Here is a 15,896-nt window from a genome sequence, read left to right as displayed (position 1 = left end):
AAGACTTGATGGATTGTTCGGTCGTATCGCGCGCCTTATCGTCCGATCACGATCAGCGCCCCGCAGGCACGACAGCGATCGGATCCGCATCAATCGCGCCTGACGCCGCGTCCAGTCTGCGGACGATGCTGGCAACCCACGCCTGTCGGGACCCACGCGGGAGGCCGTATCCGGGCCTCACCCGCCGGCGGCACCGATGCGCATGGATGCGCCCGACGGACCGGGTCGGCACAGAATCTGACGGGAGACACCCCCACCATGGCGGGCGACATCACCATCCGGTCCGGCCAATGCCATTGCGGCGCCGTGCGGTTCGAGGCGCGGCTCACGGATGACCTCGCCTCGGCCCGGCGCTGCACATGCTCCTTTTGCCGGATGCGCGGAGCCGTCGTCGTCATGGCCGAGAAGGGCGGGATCAGGATCCTGCGCGGCGCGGACACGCTGACGAGTTACCGCTTCCACACCGGCGCCGCGCAGCACTTCTTCTGCTCCCGATGCGGGATCTATACCCATCATCAGCGACGTTCGAACCAGGACCTCTACGCCGTCAACGCGGCGTGCCTGGACGGGGTCAGCCCGTTCGATTTTCCGGAGGTGCCGGTGATGGACGGGGTCAACCACACGAACGATACCGGCAAGCCGACGCGCCGCGCCGGCACGTTGTGCTTCATCCCGGCCGAGTGACGCGCCGGGATCTGGAGTGGATCCTGATCAGGCGGCCGCGATCTCCGGCGCCGCTGCGGCCCAGTCGGTCCCCCAATCCTGCACGACGTGGCCGGGCGCGACCTCCCGGTAGAGCCGCTCCGGCGCCACGTAGTCGGGGGCCCGGATCGGGCTGCGGATCTCGTCGTCCGGCAGCGCGTGCCGCTCGCCCCGCCGGGCCGGATCCGGCACGGGCACGGCAGCCAGCAGCTTCTTCGTGTAGGGGTGCTGCGGGTCGCCGAAGATCGCGGCCCGGGGGCCGATCTCCACGATCTCGCCGAGATACATCACCGCCACCCGGTGGCTCACCCGCTCCACCACCGCCATGTCGTGCGAGATGAACAGGTAGGCGAGGCCGAACTCCGCCTGGAGATCGAGCATCAGGTTCACGACCTGCGCCTTCACCGAGACGTCGAGGGCCGAGACCGCCTCGTCGGCGACGATCAGGCGGGGGTTCAGGGCGAGCGCCCGGGCGATGCAGATGCGCTGGCGCTGGCCGCCGGAGAATTCGTGCGGGAAGCGCCCGGCGGTCTCCGGAGGAAGCCCGACCCGGGCCAGCAGGTCCTCCGCGCGCCGCCGCGCCTCGCGGGGCGTCGCGAGGCGGTTGATCAGCAGCGGCTCCGCCACCGCAGCGCCGACGCTCAGGCGCGGGTCGAGGCTGGCGAACGGGTCTTGGAAGATCATCTGCATGCGCTGGCGGCGGGCGCGCAGGGTCTTCGGGTCGAGGCCGGTGACGTCCTCGCCGTCGAGCAGGACCGAGCCCGAGAGCGGCTCGACGAGGCGCAGGATCGCGCGGCCAGTGGTGGACTTGCCACAACCGGACTCGCCGACGAGCGCGAGGGTCTCGCCGGCCGCGAGGCTGAACGAGACCCGCTCCACCGCGTGGACGCGGCCGGTGACGCGGCCGAGGAGTCCGGAGCGGATGTCGAACCGGGTGGTCAGGTCGCGCACCTCCAGCACCGGGCGCTCGGCGGCCCGGACGGTGTCGGGCGTCTCGGGCGTCGGCGCCGCCAGGCCGGTCGCCCGGTCGACCACCGGGAAGCGCATCGGGCGGGGGCGGCCCGCCATGGTCCCGAGGCGCGGGACCGCGGCCAGCAGCGCCCGCGTGTAGGGCTCGGCGGGGGTGTCGAAGATCCGCGCGGTCGGTCCGGCCTCCACGGCGCGGCCCCGGTACATCACCACGGTGCGGTCGGCGATCTCGGCGACCACGCCCATGTCGTGGGTGATGAACAGGACCGACATGCCCTCCTCGTCCTGCAGGCTCTTGATGAGATCGAGGATCTGGGCCTGGATCGTGACGTCCAAGGCCGTGGTCGGCTCGTCGGCGATGAGGAGCTTCGGCCGGCAGGCGAGCGCCATGGCGATCATCACCCGCTGGCGCATGCCGCCCGAGAAGCGGTGCGGATACTCGTGCAGGCGCGACCGGGCGGCCGGGATCCGGACCTTGTCGAGGAGCCGCAGCGCCTCCGCCTCGGCGGCGGACCGCGACAGGCCCCGGTGCCGGATCAGCGCCTCGGCGATCTGGAAGCCGATGGTCAGGACCGGGTTTAAGGAGGTCATCGGCTCCTGGAAGATCATAGCGATGGAATCGCCGCGCACCCGCCGCATCTCGGCCTCGGGGGCGGCGAGCAATTCGCGGCCTTCGAAGCGCACGCGGCCGCCGATGCGGCTCGCGTCCCGCGGCAGGAGGCGCAGGATCGACAGGGCGCTGACGCTCTTGCCGGAGCCGGATTCGCCGACGAGCGCCACGGTCTCGCGCGGGCCCACGTCGAAGGAGACGCCGTGCACGACCTCGCGCCAGCGCCCGTCCGAGCGGAAGGAGACGGTGAGGTCTGAGACCGAGAGGATCGGGTCCGTCACGGGCTTCACTCCTGATCCATCCTGGTTTGGCGCCGCAAGGATCCGCCCATCCGCGCCCTCATCCTGAGGCGCGGCAGTGACGCGGAGGCCTCGAAGGAGCCCTCCAGATGCCGCCGAGATCCCTGGAGTTCTCCTTCGAGGCGGCTGCGCCGCACCTCAGGATGAGGGAGGCGGATGGGAGATCCGGGAGCCGACCGCGCCATTCAGAGCACCCGCCGCGGGTCGAGGGCGTCGCGCAGCCCGTCGCCGATGAAGTTGATCGACAGCACCGTCAGGAAGATCGCGCCCCCCGGGAACAGCGCCCAGTGCGGCGCGACGTCGAGGTGGTCCTTGGCGTCGAACAGCAGCCGCCCCCAGGTCGGGATGTCCGGCGGGAAGCCGAGCCCCAGGAAGGACAGGGTCGATTCCGCGATGATCGCGGACGAGACCTCGATGGAGGCCGCCACGATCACCGGCCCCAGCGCGTTCGGCAGGATGTGGCGGCGCACGAGGTGTCCGGTCGTCGCCCCCTGAGATCGGGCTGCCTCCACGAACTCCTTCTCGCGCAAGGACAGGAACTGCGCCCGCACCAGCCGGGCGACCGGCATCCAGCGCAGGCCCCCGATCACCGCGACGATCATCAGGAACACGCCGCCCTGGCTGCCGAACACGGCCTTCAGGCTGTCGCGGAACAGGTAGATCACGAGGAGCAGCAGCGGCAGCTGCGGCAGCGACAGGAACAGGTCGGTCAGCCACATCAGCACCGGGTCGAGGAACCGGCGCGACATGCCGGCGAGCGCGCCGACCAGCACCCCGATCAGGCTCGCCACCGCCATGGCGGCGAAGCCGACCGCGAGCGAGATCCGGCCGCCGTAGATCATCCGGGCGAGCAGGTCCTGGCCGAGATCGTCGGTGCCGAACGGGTGGTCCCAGGACGGGCCCTGGAGCTGGGCCGCGAAGTCGATGTCGTCGATGGCGACGGGCCAGAGCAGGCCGCCGAACACCACGCCGGCGACGAGGAGCGCCAGCACGCCGACGCTGGCGAGTGCCAGCCGGTGCCGCCGGAAGCGCCGCCACGTCTCCCGCCCCGGCGAGGCCGGCGGCCGGGCGACGGGCACCGCCTCATCGGAGGGCGATGCGAGGGTCGAGCCAGCCATAGAGCAGGTCCGCGACGAGGTTGAACAGGATGACGAGGCCGGCGAACACGAAGGTCACGGCCATCACCACCGGCGTGTCGTTGGCCAGCATGGCATCGATCAGCAGCGAGCCGATGCCGGGGATCCGGAAGATCTGCTCGGTGACGATGGCGCCGCCGAACACCGCCGGGATCTGGAGGGCGACGAGCGTCACCACCGGGATCAGGGCGTTGCGGGCGATGTGCCGGCGAGTCACCGTGCCCTCGGTCAGGCCCTTGGCGCGGGCCGTGGTGACGTAGTCGAGCCGGGCGACGTCCAGCGCCGAGGCGCGCACGTACCGGGTGTAGGAGGCGGCCTGGAAGAAGCCCAGCACCGCCACCGGCATGATCGCCTGCCGGACATTCGCCCAGACCCAGGGCAGTCCGGAGCCCGGCAGGTCGGCCTGGTAGACGAAGGGCAGCCAGCCGAGCTTGATCGAGAACAGCAGGATGAACAGCAGCCCGGTGAAGAAGGTCGGCAGCGAGAAGCCCACGAAGGCCAGGGTATTGGCGACTTGGTCGGCGAGCGAGTAGGGCCGGCGCGCCGCGTAGAGGCCGACCGGCACGGCGATCAGCAGCGCCAGCACCTGGGAGGAGCCGACGATGAACAGGGTCGTCGGCAGCCGTTGCAGGATCAGCGTGTCGACATTCACCCGGCTGGCGAAGGAGAAGCCCCAGTCGCCCTGCAGCATGGCGGTGAGCCAGTGCAGGTAGCGGGTGAGGATCGGGTCATCGAGGCCGAACTTCACCCGCAGCGCCGCCCGGACCTCCGGGGGCACGTTCGGGTTGCTGGCGAGTTCGCCGAACGGGTCGCCCGGCGCGAACGCCAGGACGGTGAACAGGATCAGGCTGATGCCGAGCAGGCTCGGGATCGCGATCAGGAGGCGTCGCAGGATGTAGGCGCCCATTTTTGTGCTCGACTCTTGGCGCTACGCCTCCCGCTCAGGCCTCCCTGTACCAGTCGGGCAGGAACGACAGGTCGTTGTCCCAGCCGCTGCGGGGCGCCGTGAGCGTGGCGCCCACCGCCGAGACCTCGGCGCGATGGATCAGCGGCAGCACGTTCTCGGAAACCACGAGGTCGTTGCACTTGATGAGAAGCGCCGCCCGCTTGACCGGGTCGAGCTCGCTCTGGGCGGCGTTGTAGGCTTCGTCGTAGGCGGCGTCGCGCCAGCGCACGACGTTGCGGCCCTGCCACTTGTTGGCCTTCTGGGCCACCTCCCAGGAGGCGTACATCAGCAGCCAGATCGCCGGATCGGCCTGCGTCATGCTGTAGGCGTACATCTCCATGTCGGCGTAGAAATGCGTGCAGGTGTCGGGGTTCGCCGGGTCGGAGGAGAAGAACACCGAACCGGTCACCGATTTCAGCTCGATCTCGATGCCGGCCTTGGCAGCCGCCTGCTTGATGATCGCCTGCGTCTTCTGGCGCGGCGCGTTGATCGAGGTCTGGAAGACTAGCTTGAGCTTCTTGCCATCCTTGGCGCGGATGCCGTCCGAGCCCTTCTTCCAGCCGGCCTCGTCGAGGAGTGCGTTGGCCTTGGCCGGGTCGAAGGCGAAGCTCGTGTTCTTCGAGACGAAGCGGTCGGGGCCGTTGACCGTGTTGGCGGTGGGCCTGCCGGTGCGGCCGTAGATGTAGGTCTGGATCGACTTGCGGTCGACCAACAGGTTCATCGCCTGGCACACCTTCGGGTCGGAGAAGGCGGGGTGCTTGGTGGTGATCGAGGCGCGCTCGCCGTCGACCTCGACGTTCGGGTCGGTGGCGTTGAGGAGCAGGAACTCGAGCTTGCCGCCGTAGACCACGTCGACCCGGCCCTTGCCGCCGGTCTCCAGGCGCTTGAGCACCTCGTCCTCGATCAGCATGTTCCAGGCGTAGTCGTACTCGCCGGTCTGGAGCACGGCCCGGGCGGCCGAGACCGCGTCGCCGCCGCCCTTCATCTCGACCGTGTCGAAATACGGCCGGTTGGGCAGGTGGTAGTTGGGGTTGCGCTCCCCGCGGACGATGTCGCCGGGCCGGAACTCCACGAACCGGTACGGGCCGGTGCCCACCGGGGCGAGGTTCTGGGGCGCGTCCCGGGACTTGGCGCCGCTGTAGGGTCCGAACAGGTGCTTCGGCAGCACCATCCCGACGATGCCCACGAAGGCGTCGCACCAGTAGGGCGTCGGCTTGTCGAACAGCACCCGGACGCTGAGGTCGTCGACCTTCTCGACTTTGCAATCCTTGTAGGAGCCGGCCGTCACCGCCGCGGTGGCGGGGTCGCGGGCGTATTCCCAGGTGAAGACGAGGTCGTCGGCGGTGAGCGGCTTGCCGTCGTGCCACTTCACGCCGGGCTTGAGCGTCCAGACCACCGAGCGGCCGTCGGCGGCGAGCGCCCCGTTCTCCTTGGACGGGATCGAGGCGGCGAGCACCGGCACGAGGTTGCCGTCCGCATCCCAGGCGGCGAGCGGCTCGTAGAAGATCCGCGAGGCGTCCTGGTCCTTGGTGCCGATGGCGAAATGCGGGTTGATCAGCGTCGGCGCCTGCCACCAGAGCAGCCTGAGGGCGCCGCCGCCGCCGGCCTTGTTCGGCTTGTAGCCGGCCCGGATGTCGGCCGCCATCGCGACCCCGTTCCCGGCCAGCATCAGTCCGGCCATGGGCGCGGTGAGGCCGACAGCCACCATCCGCTGCACGAAGGCGCGCCGCGACAGGCGGCCGTCCCTCACCCGCCCGATGAGGCCGCGCAGATCCCGCTCGTCCATGTACGCATCCCGTCTACCGCCACGCGCGGCACAGCAACATTCCGGCAGCGGCCTTGGCAAGGGGCGGGCCAGTGACGGTTCAACCGAAACGTGTCGTGGCCGACTCTATCCCTGTGGTTTCCTGGCCCCGACCCTGCAACAGGACGGCCGACACGTCCTCCCGGAGATCTTCGCCATGGACAACCGCAATGCCGTGTGGCGCCACGTCGACGCGCAGACGGAGCGGCTGATCGCCCTGTCCGAGCGGGTCTGGGGCATGCCGGAGGTCTGCTACACGGAGACGCGCTCCTGCGCCGAGCACGTCGCCGAGCTGCGTCACCAGGGCTTCCGGATTACCGAGCAGGTCGCCGGCATCCCCACCGCCGTGATGGGCGAGGCCGGGGACGGCGGGCCGGTCATCGCGTTCCTCGGCGAGTACGACGCCCTGCCGGGCCTGTCGCAGGAGGCGGGCGTCGCCGAGCACCGGCCGGTGGAGGCGGGCGGGCACGGCCACGGCTGCGGCCACAACCTCCTCGGCTCGGCGGCCTTGCTCGCCGCCACCGCCCTGAAGGACTGGCTCGCCGAGACCGGCACCCCCGGCCGCGTGCGCTACTACGGCTGCCCGGCGGAGGAAGGCGGCGCCGCCAAGGCCTTCATGGTCCGCGCCGGCGCCTTCGCGGATGCCGACATCGCGATCTCCTGGCATCCCGGCAGCTTCTGGGAGGTGGCGCCGCCGGTGGCGCTCGCCAACACGCGGGCCGACTTCGTCTTCACCGGGCGCACCGCCCACGCGGCGGCGGCCCCGCATCTCGGGCGCTCGGCGCTGGACGCCGTCGAGCTGATGAGCGTCGGCGTGAACTACATGCGCGAGCACATGCCGTCCGACGCGCGGGTCCACTACGCCTATCTCGACGCGGGCGGCATCGCCCCGAACGTCGTCCAGGCCGGCGCGACGGTCCGCTACTCGATCCGGGCCCGCGACCTCCCCGGCATGCTGGCGCTGGTCGAGCGGGTGAAGAAGATCGCGCAGGGTGCCGCCCTGATGACCGAGACCGCGGTCGAGGTGCGGATCGTCAGCGCGGTGTCCAATCTGCTGGGCAATACGCCGCTGGAGCAGGCGCTGCACGGCGTAATGGAGGAGCTCGGACCGCCGCATTTCGACGATGCCGACCGGGATTTCGCCGGGAAGATCCGCGCGACCCTCACCGACGGCGACATCGATGCCGTGTTTCGCGCCATCGGGCTGCCGCGCACCGAGGCACCGCTGGCCGATTTCCTCGTGCCCCTCGACGCGCCGCGCAATCCGGCCGTGGGCTCCACCGATGTCGGCGACGTGAGCTGGGTGGTGCCGACCGTCCAGGCCCACGCACCCACGGTGGCGATCGGCACGCCGTTCCACACCTGGCAGGTGGTGGCGCAGGGCAAGACTCCCGCGGCCCACAAGGCGATGGTGCAGGTCGCCAAGGCGATGGCCGCCACCGGCGCCCGGGCGGTGACCGACGCGGCCCTGCGCGACGCCGCCAAGGCGGATCTCGCCCGCCGGGTCGGCGCGGCCGGCTACGTCTCGCCGCTGCCGCCGGAGGTCGAGCCGCCGCTGCGCATGTCGCTCGGATCCTGAGCGGCGCGATCGGTGGATCGCCCCGCCGGGTCGCCGTCGGCGCGGACCAGACCGAGGAAACGTTCGACCAGCGGCTGCCGCGGCCGGGTCCACAGCGCGTAGACGTCGGCCCGGATGTGCGGTCCCTGGATCGGCTTGTAGACGACGTCGGCATGGGCCAGCCGGGCGACGAATTCCGGGATGATCGCCACGCCGAGCCCCGCCGCGACGAGGCTCGTGAGGGACGCGGCCTCCACGGTCTGGTGGGTGATCCGCGGGACGAACCCGGCCGCGACGCAGCAATCCCAGAGGTACTTGGCGAACAGCGAGTCGGTGAGCCTCAGGAAGACGAAGGTCTCGTCCCTCAGATCCGCGAGTCTCACCGGCGCTGCCGCGAGGCGGTGATCCTTGGGCAGGACGAGGCTGACGGTCTCCCGCCACGCGAGCTCGCTCACCAGGTCGGCATCGTGCGGCGGGCACCGCAGGAAGCTCACATCGGTCTGACCGGATTTCAGCATCGCGATCTGTCGGTCCGGCGACATTTCGTGGATGCGCAGATCGACCCCGGGATAGGCGTTCGCGTAGCCCCGGATCGCCCGGCCGAGAGGGCCGGCGAGCATCGATCCCGTGAGGCCGACATTGAGGATGCCGGCCGTGCCCGCCCCGATGGCGCGGGCCCGGCCGACGGCCTCGCCGGCCTTCTCCAGGATGGCCGACGCCTGTGCCTGGAGATCCTCGCCCGCCCGCGTCAGCGTCACGCGCCGCGTGGTCCGCTCGAACAAGGGCGTGCCGATCTCCGCCTCGAGATCGCGGATCTGCTGGCTCAGCGGCGGCTGCGCGACGCCCAGGCTCTCCGCGGCCGCGGTGAAGCTCAGGTGCTTGGCCACGGCCAGAAAGTAGCGCAGGTGCCGGAGTTCCATGTCGATATGTTTTACATATGATTTCAGACGAAAGATATACTTGACGTCTCAATGGGCTCGAAGGATTGTGCCGAGCGCAGAGTCGACGCGTGTCCGCCCGGCACAACGCCACTGATCGGCCTCGGCCCGCCGCCGACGCCGCGAGGCCGGGTGGCACGGCAAGAGCGACCCGAGACTATCAGGGAGGTTGCGATGGGGCGCTTCTTCGCGTCGCTCTTCGGGCAGGTGGTGGTCGCCCTCGTTGCCGGCATCGTGCTCGGCATGGCCTGGCCGGATTTCGCGGTCGCGCTCAAACCGCTGGGCGACGTCTTCATCAAGCTGATCAAGATAGTGGTGGCGCCGCTGGTGTTCGGTGTCGTCGTGCACGGCATCGTCGGCGCCGGCGACCTGCGCAAGGTCGGCCGCGTCGGGCTCAAGGCCCTGATCTATTTCGAGGTGGTCACCACCGTCGCGCTCGCGCTCGGCCTCGTCCTCGCCTACCTGTTCGCGCCCGGGCACGGCATGAACATCGATCCGGCAACCCTCGATGCCAAGTCGCTCGCCGGCTACACGGAGCGCGTCGGGCAGGTTACCGGCAACGTCGACTTCCTGATGAAGCTCGTGCCGACGACCTTCGTCGACGCCTTCGCCAAGGGCGACATCCTCCAGGTCCTGATCCTCGCGATCCTGTTCGGCGCCGGCCTGTCGCTGCTCGGCGAGCGGGGCCAGCCGCTGGCCGACGGCCTGGAGCGGATCACCGAGGTGCTGTTCAAGATCGTCGGCTTCATCGTCCGGCTCGCGCCCCTCGGCGTGCTGGGCGCCGTCGCCTTCACGGTGGGCAAATACGGGATCGTCTCGCTGAAGCAGCTCAGCATGCTGGTGGTGCTGTTCTACGCCGGCGTCGCGTTCTTCGTGCTGGTGGTGCTCGGCGGCATCCTGCGGCTCGCCGGCTTCAGCATCTTCAAGCTCCTCGCCTACCTGCGCGAGGAGCTGACGGTCGTGGCCGGCACCGCCTCCTCCGACTGCGTCCTGCCGCAGGTGATGCGCAAGCTGGAGCGGCTCGGCATCAAGGATTCCACCGTCGGCCTCGTGATTCCGACGGGCTACTCGTTCAACCTCGACGCCTTCTCGCTCTATCTCACCCTCGCGACGGTGTTCATCGCGCAGGCGACCAACACCGACCTGTCCTTCGGCCACCTGATGCTGATCCTCGGCATCGCGCTCCTGACCTCGAAGGGCGCGCACGGCGTGCCGGGCTCGGCCATCGTGGTGCTGGCCGCCACCCTGTCGGCGGTGCCGGAGATCCCGGTGATCGGGCTGGTGCTGGTCCTGTCGGTCGACTGGTTCGTCGGGATCGCCCGGGCGCTCGGCAACCTGATCGGCAATTGCGTGGCGACGGTGGTCATCGCCGCCTGGGAAGGTGATATCGACCGCGCGCAGGCCCGGCGCATCCTGGACGGCGAGCCGGCGACGGACACGGCGCTGATCCTCGATGCGCCCATCCCGCACCCCCAATCCGCCTGACGGCGGCGTCCCGGCCCGGCGGATCATCGGAGACCTGTCATGACCGCACCGACGTACCATCCCACCTGCGGCGGCCTGCCGGGGCAGACGTCGCTGATGACCGGCCGCGCGGTGTTCACGGAGGCCTACGCGGTCATCCCCCGGGGCGTCATGAGCGACATCGTGACGAGCTTCCTGCCCGGCTGGGACGGCACCCGGGCCTGGATCCTGGCGCGCCCCCTGTCGGGCTTCGCCGAGACCTTCGCCCAGTACCTGATGGAGGTCGCGCCCGGCGGCGGCAGCGAGCGGCCCGAGCCGGATGCGCAGGCGCAAGGCGTGCTGTTCGTGGTCGAGGGCGATCTCAGCCTGGGCCTCGAGGGCCGGACCCATGCCCTGCGGCCGGGCAGCTACGCCTACCTGCCCCCCGGGGCGGCCTGGAGCCTGCGCAACGGCGGCGCCGAGCCGGCTCGCTTCCACTGGATCCGCAAGATCTACGAGCCCGCGCCGGGCCTCGCGGTGCCGGACGCCTTCGTGACGCACGAATCCGCGATCGAGCCGGCCGGCATGGCCGGCACCAACGGCGCCTGGGCGACGACCCGCTTCGTCGCCTCGGAGGATCTGCGCCACGACATGCACGTGAACATCGTCACCATGCAGCCGGGCGGGACGATCCCGTTCGAGGAGACGCACGTGATGGAGCACGGCCTGTTCGTGCTGGAGGGCAAGGCCGCCTACCGGCTCAACCGCGACTGGGTCGAGGTCGAGGCGGGCGACTTCATGTGGCTGCGCGCCTTCTGCCCCCAGGCCTGCTACGCGGCCGGCCCCGGCCGGTTCCGCTATCTCCTCTACAAGGACGTGAACCGGCACCCGGCCCTCAGCCTGCGCGGTCCCGCGCGATGAGCGCGCAGCCGGCCACCCGCTCTGTCACGGCCCGGCCGCTGACGGCCGAAGCCTTCGCGCCGTTCGGGCAGGTGATCGACACCGCCGGGACGGCGCCGCGCCCGATGAACGCCGGCATGGCGCGCCGCTTCCACGATCTCGCCGCGATCGAGGTCGTCGGCGACGGGGCCCACACGGTGATCGGGCTGGTCGAGGCGCAGCCCTACCCGCTGCCGCTGCGCCTGACCTTGGTCGAGCGCCATCCCCTCGGCGCACAGGCCTTCGTCCCCTTGAGCGCCGCCCCGTTCCTGGTCGTGGTCTGCCCGGACGCGGATGGCCGGCCCGGCCGGCCCCAGGCCTTCGTCACCGCACCCCGCCAGGGAATCTGCTACGCCCGCGGCACGTGGCACGGCGTGCTGACGCCGTTCGGGGCCAGCCAGGATTTCGTCGTGATCGACCGCGGCGGGCCGGGCGCGAACCTCGAGGAACACGTCTTCGCGGAGCCCTGGACAATCCACCTGCCCGGCGCGGGCTGACGGCCGGCCTTCCCGCACCGGATCGCGGAGAACGTGTATACGCGGTCGCGCGGCGCGGCTGGGCGCCGGGCGAACCGTCCGGGATCACGATGTGCAACCTCTACAGCCTGCGCACCGGACCCGCGGAGCTGCGCCGGGCCTTCGGGATCGCGGAGGACCACACCGGCAACCTGCCGCCGCTGCCGGCGATCTTTCCCGACCAGCTGGCGCCGGTGGTGCACACCGGCGCGGCCGGCCGGGACCTCGCGATGATGCGCTGGGGCATGCCGGGGCCGAAGGCGTTCGGCGAACAACCCGTCACCAACGTGCGCAACACGGCAAGCCCGCACTGGCGCCCCTGGCTGGGACCGGCCCATCGCTGCCTCGTGCCGGTCACCGCCTTCAGCGAGTACGCCGATACCAAGCCGCGCAAGACACCGGTCTGGTTCGCCCTTGATGAGGAACGGCCGCTCTTCGCCTTCGCGGGCATCTGGCGGCCCTGGACGGGCGTGCGGGGGACCAAGCGCGAGAACCCCGACCGGGTGGCGCAGGAGCACCGGGTGTTCGCCTTCCTCACCACGGACGCGAACGGAATCGTCGGCCCGGTCCACCCCAAGGCGATGCCGGTGCTGCTGACCAAGCCGGAGGAATGGGCGACCTGGCTCGAAGCGCCCACCGCCGAGGCGCTCCGGTTGCAGCGCCCCCTGCCGGACGACGCGATGCGCGAGGTGGCCCGCGGCGCGCGGTCGGACGGGCCCGGAATCGACGAGGCTTGACCGGGGCAGCCCGTCCGCGTCAGCCGCCGGCGGGATCGGCGGACGGATCTGCCGCGGCGGGCGGCCTCTCGGCGCTCCAGCCGCGGCCGCGCCAACGCGCCACTACGGCGGCGTTGAGCCGGGCGATCCGCGCCCGGTGCGCCTCCCAGAACGAGCGCGGCGTTGCCGGCACCGGGTCCGCCCGTTCCCGATGCACGGCGGCCGACGCTCGGGCGGCGAAACGGATCGGCCCGGCCGGGCGCGGACTCGCGTTGGCGAGCCGCGCCTCGGGATCGGCAAGGATCGCCTGGGCGCGGGCGCAGTAGAGCTGCGACAGGGGCGACATCACCTCGGACCCGTGTCCGGCCCGGTACTTCATCAGGGCGCGGCAGAGATCACCGTCGGCCCGGCGCCACGCCTCGGCGAGGTAGCGTACCCCGTAGCGCACGTTGATCTCCGGCGCCGCCAGTTCCGCGACGGTGCCGCGGAAGCCGAGCATCGCCGCCGTGGTGGGCCGCACCTGCATGAGCCCGACCTCGCCGACGCTGCCCACCACGGTGGGATCGTAGCCGCTCTCGATCCGCGCGACGGCGTCGGCCACCGCCAGCGGCAGACCGGTCCCGGCCGCCTCGCGGGCGATCAGTGGCAGGAAGCGGGCGCGCGCATCCGCGGCCGGCATGGGCGCCGCACTCGGCGGCACCGGCGGCAGGGCGGCCATGCCCAAGGCATGCACCGCCAGGAAGGTCGCGGGCCGCGCCTGCGCGGGCGCGGCGCAGACCAGCAGCAGCAGGAGGAACGGAGCGCGCATCGGCCGCCACGCGGGAGGTTCGCGCTCTGGTTACGCTTCCCGCCTCAACGAAGCCTTAGCGTGCGGGGCGCCGCCGGATCGTCGCGCCGGCAGCCGCACGCGTCACTGGACCGAGCCCCCGTCCCGCGCCTGGAGCAGCCGCAGGGCTTCGCCCAGCACCGCGTGCAGATCCGCGGCGCCCTGCAGGCTGAGGGGCAGGCCGACCCGCTGGCCGTGGATCGTATCGAGCACGACGACGGCGAGATCCTCGCCGATCAGCAGGCTGGGCTTCGGCAGGCAGAGCGGCAGGACGAAATCGCCCGCGGTCTCGCCGAGGACGTCCACCGCCTCGGTCGGGCGGAAGGGCGGTTTCGGTTCGGTCATCGCATCCTCCTGTCCACGCGGTTCGGGCCGGCGCGACAGGCGGCGCCGGCCGCGCGCCTCAGTCGCGGTCACGGTCCGGCAGGCGGAGCGACCGCACCGTCAGCGTGTCGATGTCCAAGGACCCGACCTGAAGGGAATCGACCCGGGCGCGGCCGACCGAGAGGCGGCCGATCGCGAAGGCGCCCAGCGCGATCGCCCCGATGGCCGCAACCCCGACCGCGAGGGCGCCCAGGGCCGAGGCTCCCACCGTTCCGGCCCCGACGGCGCCCGCCCCGAGCACGGCGGTGTCGCGGGGCGGTCCAGCCGCAGCCGCGTGGCGGCCGGCTTCCTCCGGAACCCTCGATGCGCTCATGCGGGATCCTCTCGCGATCCGTCCGTCGGAACGATCCCTATACCCGACCTTAACCGCGTTTTCACGCCGAGGGCGGAGGCTGACCACCGACCCGGACCGCGCATCCGCGGCCAGAAAGGAGCCTTTCCGTGCAGCATCTGCTCCAGGCCCTCGCGATCTTCTCCTTCGGCTGCGTGCTGATTCATGTCGGACGCCCCTACGCCCGGGCGACCACATTCCTGCTCTCGGCCACCGCGCTGATGCTGAGCGTGACCCTCGGAACCGTGCTCTGCCAGCGGATCGGCCTGCCTATGGGCACGGCCGAGGCCGGTGCGCCGTCCTGGCTGTCGCCGGGCCCGATCGATCAGTAGAGCCGCGTGCGATCGGCGCCGGCGATCGTCGCCTCCGCATCGACGACGTTAGCGGCGGCGGTCTGGTCGGAAAGGATGCGCCCGACCTGACGCGGTGGGCTGGTCTCGGTCAAGGTGGATCAGGGCCAGACACGGATCGCCACCGGGCGGCGGATCAGGTCCCGGTCGGAGGTGATGGTGCAGCCCTCTATGCGCAGGCTCGCGTAGGTCAGGAGCGCCGTATCGCCGACATCGTCGAAGTTGCGCCCTTTGGCGTCCGGATCGAGGAGTGACGGATAGGCGACGAGCGGGGCCGTCGCCGTGCAGGGGTCGTCGTAGAGGGTGGCGCCTTCCACGAGCAGGCGCGGGCTGTCCCAGGTGATCAGGTCGCGCGAGGACGTCCAGTAGAAGCCGGAGCGCGGAAACCCCTCGCCGGCCTTGGCCATGAACACGGCGATCCAGGCGCCCGAGCCCCGGTGGCGGACCACGGCGCCGACCGGCCCCGGGAACGGTCCGACCGGCCGGCAGGTGGCCGGGTTCGGGCGGGTGGCCAGATACGGGTCCGGAAAGGCTGCGCCGAAGCCGGTGCCGGTCCAGGCGCGCCAGCGGGCCGGGTCGGCCGGCTCGTCGCTGCGGAACAGGCAGACCCCCGCCTCCTGATCGCTGCCGGGGCGGGTCCAGCCCGTGGTCGAGGCGAAGAAGTAGCGCCAGCGCCCGTCCGCGACGATGTTGGACGGGTTGAAGAAGCCCCGATGCCGGCCCTGGTCGACGTCCTGCCGGAACGGGGCGCCGGCCACGACGACCGGCGGAGCCTTCCGCTTGAAGCTGCGCCCCCCATCCGCCGACGCGGCCGCCGTGATCGTGTTGTACCAGCAGGCCATGTAGGTCCCGGCCGGGCAGCGGCCGGGATGCTCGTTGGCCTGGTACTCGTGGTGGAGCAGCGCGGCCACGTGGCTGCCGTCCTCGGTCCAGGTGGCGGTGATCCAGGACCGGTCGTCGTAGAGGGCCGGATCGGATTTCTCGCCGGAATCCAGCACCACCGTGCAGTCGAGCTTGAGCTGGCCGAGATTTGGTCCCCGCAGCGCCCGGTTGCGGTAATGCAGGCCGAAGACCGCCACCGCGCCCGACGCATCGCGGAAGGCGCGCGTCGGCGCATCCGGCACGTCGGCCCCGTCGCAGGCGTCGCGGCCTGCCTTGAAGACGATCGTCGGCGGGCCGACGAGGGTCAGGGCCGAGAGCGGAGGCTCGGAGGCGGCCCGGGCCGGGAGCGAGGCTACGGCAAGGACCAGCAGCAGCGTTGCGCGAGCGCGGTGCGATGCGCTCCGTCCCCCCGCAAAGGAGCGACGGAAAGGCCGCTGAGCCGTGCGCGCGACTATGCACAGACGCGCGGCACCGCGACACGATCCCGCGAAGATCCGATCCGCTACGCCCATGGCCGCCACCCGGCTGCGTCCCGGCCACGCCTGGAC

The 15,896-nt window shown here is 71.3% G+C and carries 16 protein-coding genes; 7 read left to right on the top strand and 9 right to left on the bottom strand.

All coding sequences use genetic code 11. From position 1 onward, the window contains the following. The first annotated feature begins 258 nt into the window (after positions 1–258). Positions 259–684 carry a GFA family protein gene (locus tag ABIE45_RS07930; RefSeq protein WP_192706214.1) on the top strand — a complete coding sequence of 142 codons (426 nt, stop codon included), beginning with the start codon at positions 259–261 and terminating at the stop codon, positions 682–684. Positions 685–711: 27 nt separating this feature from the next. On the opposite strand, the gene ABIE45_RS07925 is transcribed toward ABIE45_RS07930, so the two are convergent. The 4 genes from ABIE45_RS07925 to ABIE45_RS07910 form a co-directional block, all read right to left on the bottom strand. Continuing rightward, a complete protein-coding gene (locus ABIE45_RS07925; protein WP_192706213.1) occupies positions 712–2,562 on the bottom strand; it encodes an ABC transporter ATP-binding protein in 1,851 nt (616 codons plus the stop codon). Between the two features lie 203 nt (positions 2,563–2,765). Then, positions 2,766–3,698: an ABC transporter permease gene (locus ABIE45_RS07920; protein ID WP_192706212.1), complete on the bottom strand. Its 933-nt coding sequence runs from the start codon at positions 3,696–3,698 to the stop codon at positions 2,766–2,768. Further along, entirely contained in the window at positions 3,664–4,623 is a 960-nt protein-coding gene (locus ABIE45_RS07915; protein ID WP_192706211.1) for an ABC transporter permease, read from the bottom strand. The genes ABIE45_RS07920 and ABIE45_RS07915 overlap by 35 nt, the downstream gene beginning before the upstream one ends. Positions 4,624–4,657: 34 nt before the next feature. Then, positions 4,658–6,448, bottom strand: coding sequence for a peptide ABC transporter substrate-binding protein (locus ABIE45_RS07910; protein ID WP_192706210.1), 1,791 nt, complete (start codon positions 6,446–6,448; stop codon positions 4,658–4,660). 175 nt (positions 6,449–6,623) lie between these two features. Between ABIE45_RS07910 and ABIE45_RS07905 the strand changes: the two genes are divergently transcribed. Then, positions 6,624–8,045, top strand: a complete 1,422-nt coding sequence (locus ABIE45_RS07905; RefSeq protein ID WP_192706209.1) for a M20 family metallopeptidase — start codon at positions 6,624–6,626, stop codon at positions 8,043–8,045. Here ABIE45_RS07905 and ABIE45_RS07900 read toward each other — a convergent pair. Continuing rightward, positions 7,985–8,944 carry a LysR family transcriptional regulator gene (locus tag ABIE45_RS07900; RefSeq protein ID WP_192706208.1) on the bottom strand — a complete coding sequence of 320 codons (960 nt, stop codon included), beginning with the start codon at positions 8,942–8,944 and terminating at the stop codon, positions 7,985–7,987. The two genes, ABIE45_RS07905 and ABIE45_RS07900, sit on opposite strands and share 61 nt — an antisense overlap. A gap of 192 nt (positions 8,945–9,136) precedes the next feature. On the opposite strand from ABIE45_RS07900, the gene ABIE45_RS07895 reads away from it, so the two are divergent. The 4 genes from ABIE45_RS07895 to ABIE45_RS07880 all read left to right on the top strand — a co-directional run bounded on the left by ABIE45_RS07895 (position 9,137) and on the right by ABIE45_RS07880 (position 12,596). After that, entirely contained in the window at positions 9,137–10,447 is a 1,311-nt protein-coding gene (locus ABIE45_RS07895) for a dicarboxylate/amino acid:cation symporter (protein WP_192706207.1), read from the top strand. 39 nt (positions 10,448–10,486) lie between these two features. Continuing rightward, entirely contained in the window at positions 10,487–11,326 is an 840-nt protein-coding gene (locus ABIE45_RS07890) for a bifunctional allantoicase/(S)-ureidoglycine aminohydrolase (protein WP_192706206.1), read from the top strand. Beyond that, positions 11,323–11,841, top strand: a complete 519-nt coding sequence (locus tag ABIE45_RS07885; RefSeq protein WP_192706205.1) for an ureidoglycolate lyase — start codon at positions 11,323–11,325, stop codon at positions 11,839–11,841. The genes ABIE45_RS07890 and ABIE45_RS07885 overlap by 4 nt, the downstream gene beginning before the upstream one ends. 89 nt (positions 11,842–11,930) lie before the next feature. Beyond that, entirely contained in the window at positions 11,931–12,596 is a 666-nt protein-coding gene (locus tag ABIE45_RS07880) for an SOS response-associated peptidase (RefSeq protein WP_192706204.1), read from the top strand. A 19-nt stretch (positions 12,597–12,615) separates the two neighbouring features. Here ABIE45_RS07880 and ABIE45_RS07875 read toward each other — a convergent pair whose 3' ends face one another. The 3 genes from ABIE45_RS07875 to ABIE45_RS07865 form a co-directional block, all read right to left on the bottom strand. Further along, positions 12,616–13,383 (bottom strand): transglycosylase SLT domain-containing protein, encoded by a 768-nt coding sequence (locus ABIE45_RS07875; protein ID WP_192706203.1) that lies wholly within the window; start codon positions 13,381–13,383, stop codon positions 12,616–12,618. A 102-nt stretch (positions 13,384–13,485) separates the two neighbouring features. After that, positions 13,486–13,746, bottom strand: coding sequence for a hypothetical protein (locus tag ABIE45_RS07870; RefSeq protein WP_192706202.1), 261 nt, complete (start codon positions 13,744–13,746; stop codon positions 13,486–13,488). 58 nt (positions 13,747–13,804) lie between these two features. Next, on the bottom strand, positions 13,805–14,098 hold the full coding sequence (locus ABIE45_RS07865; RefSeq protein WP_210331653.1) for a hypothetical protein: 294 nt from the start codon (positions 14,096–14,098) through the stop codon (positions 13,805–13,807). A gap of 128 nt (positions 14,099–14,226) precedes the next feature. On the opposite strand from ABIE45_RS07865, the gene ABIE45_RS07860 reads away from it, so the two are divergent. Continuing rightward, positions 14,227–14,448, top strand: coding sequence for a hypothetical protein (locus tag ABIE45_RS07860; protein WP_192706201.1), 222 nt, complete (start codon positions 14,227–14,229; stop codon positions 14,446–14,448). 119 nt (positions 14,449–14,567) lie between these two features. Here ABIE45_RS07860 and ABIE45_RS07855 read toward each other — a convergent pair whose 3' ends face one another. Beyond that, positions 14,568–15,860 carry a hypothetical protein gene (locus ABIE45_RS07855; RefSeq protein WP_373622227.1) on the bottom strand — a complete coding sequence of 431 codons (1,293 nt, stop codon included), beginning with the start codon at positions 15,858–15,860 and terminating at the stop codon, positions 14,568–14,570. Positions 15,861–15,896 lie beyond the last annotated feature (36 nt).

This window comes from Methylobacterium sp. OAE515, from assembly GCF_041806315.1.
GTDB classification, from domain to species: Bacteria; Pseudomonadota; Alphaproteobacteria; order Rhizobiales; family Beijerinckiaceae; genus Methylobacterium; species Methylobacterium tardum.
This window is presented reverse-complemented; position numbering and strand designations above follow the sequence as displayed.

Excerpts from the sequence above, each read along its gene's own strand:
- ABIE45_RS07930 (WP_192706214.1), top strand. The coding sequence starts at position 259 with ATGGCGGGCGACATCACCATCCGGTCCGGCCAATGCCATTGCGGCGCC.
- ABIE45_RS07920 (WP_192706212.1), bottom strand. The coding sequence starts at position 3,698 with ATGGCTGGCTCGACCCTCGCATCGCCCTCCGATGAGGCGGTGCCCGTC.
- ABIE45_RS07915 (WP_192706211.1), bottom strand. The coding sequence starts at position 4,623 with ATGGGCGCCTACATCCTGCGACGCCTCCTGATCGCGATCCCGAGCCTG.
- ABIE45_RS07910 (WP_192706210.1), bottom strand. The coding sequence starts at position 6,448 with ATGGACGAGCGGGATCTGCGCGGCCTCATCGGGCGGGTGAGGGACGGC.
- ABIE45_RS07905 (WP_192706209.1), top strand. The coding sequence starts at position 6,624 with ATGGACAACCGCAATGCCGTGTGGCGCCACGTCGACGCGCAGACGGAG.
- ABIE45_RS07900 (WP_192706208.1), bottom strand. The coding sequence starts at position 8,944 with ATGGAACTCCGGCACCTGCGCTACTTTCTGGCCGTGGCCAAGCACCTG.
- ABIE45_RS07895 (WP_192706207.1), top strand. The coding sequence starts at position 9,137 with ATGGGGCGCTTCTTCGCGTCGCTCTTCGGGCAGGTGGTGGTCGCCCTC.
- ABIE45_RS07890 (WP_192706206.1), top strand. The coding sequence starts at position 10,487 with ATGACCGCACCGACGTACCATCCCACCTGCGGCGGCCTGCCGGGGCAG.
- ABIE45_RS07885 (WP_192706205.1), top strand. The coding sequence starts at position 11,323 with ATGAGCGCGCAGCCGGCCACCCGCTCTGTCACGGCCCGGCCGCTGACG.
- ABIE45_RS07880 (WP_192706204.1), top strand. The coding sequence starts at position 11,931 with ATGTGCAACCTCTACAGCCTGCGCACCGGACCCGCGGAGCTGCGCCGG.
- ABIE45_RS07875 (WP_192706203.1), bottom strand. The coding sequence starts at position 13,383 with ATGCGCGCTCCGTTCCTCCTGCTGCTGCTGGTCTGCGCCGCGCCCGCG.
- ABIE45_RS07870 (WP_192706202.1), bottom strand. The coding sequence starts at position 13,746 with ATGACCGAACCGAAACCGCCCTTCCGCCCGACCGAGGCGGTGGACGTC.
- ABIE45_RS07865 (WP_210331653.1), bottom strand. The coding sequence starts at position 14,098 with ATGAGCGCATCGAGGGTTCCGGAGGAAGCCGGCCGCCACGCGGCTGCG.
- ABIE45_RS07855 (WP_373622227.1), bottom strand. The coding sequence starts at position 15,860 with ATGGGCGTAGCGGATCGGATCTTCGCGGGATCGTGTCGCGGTGCCGCG.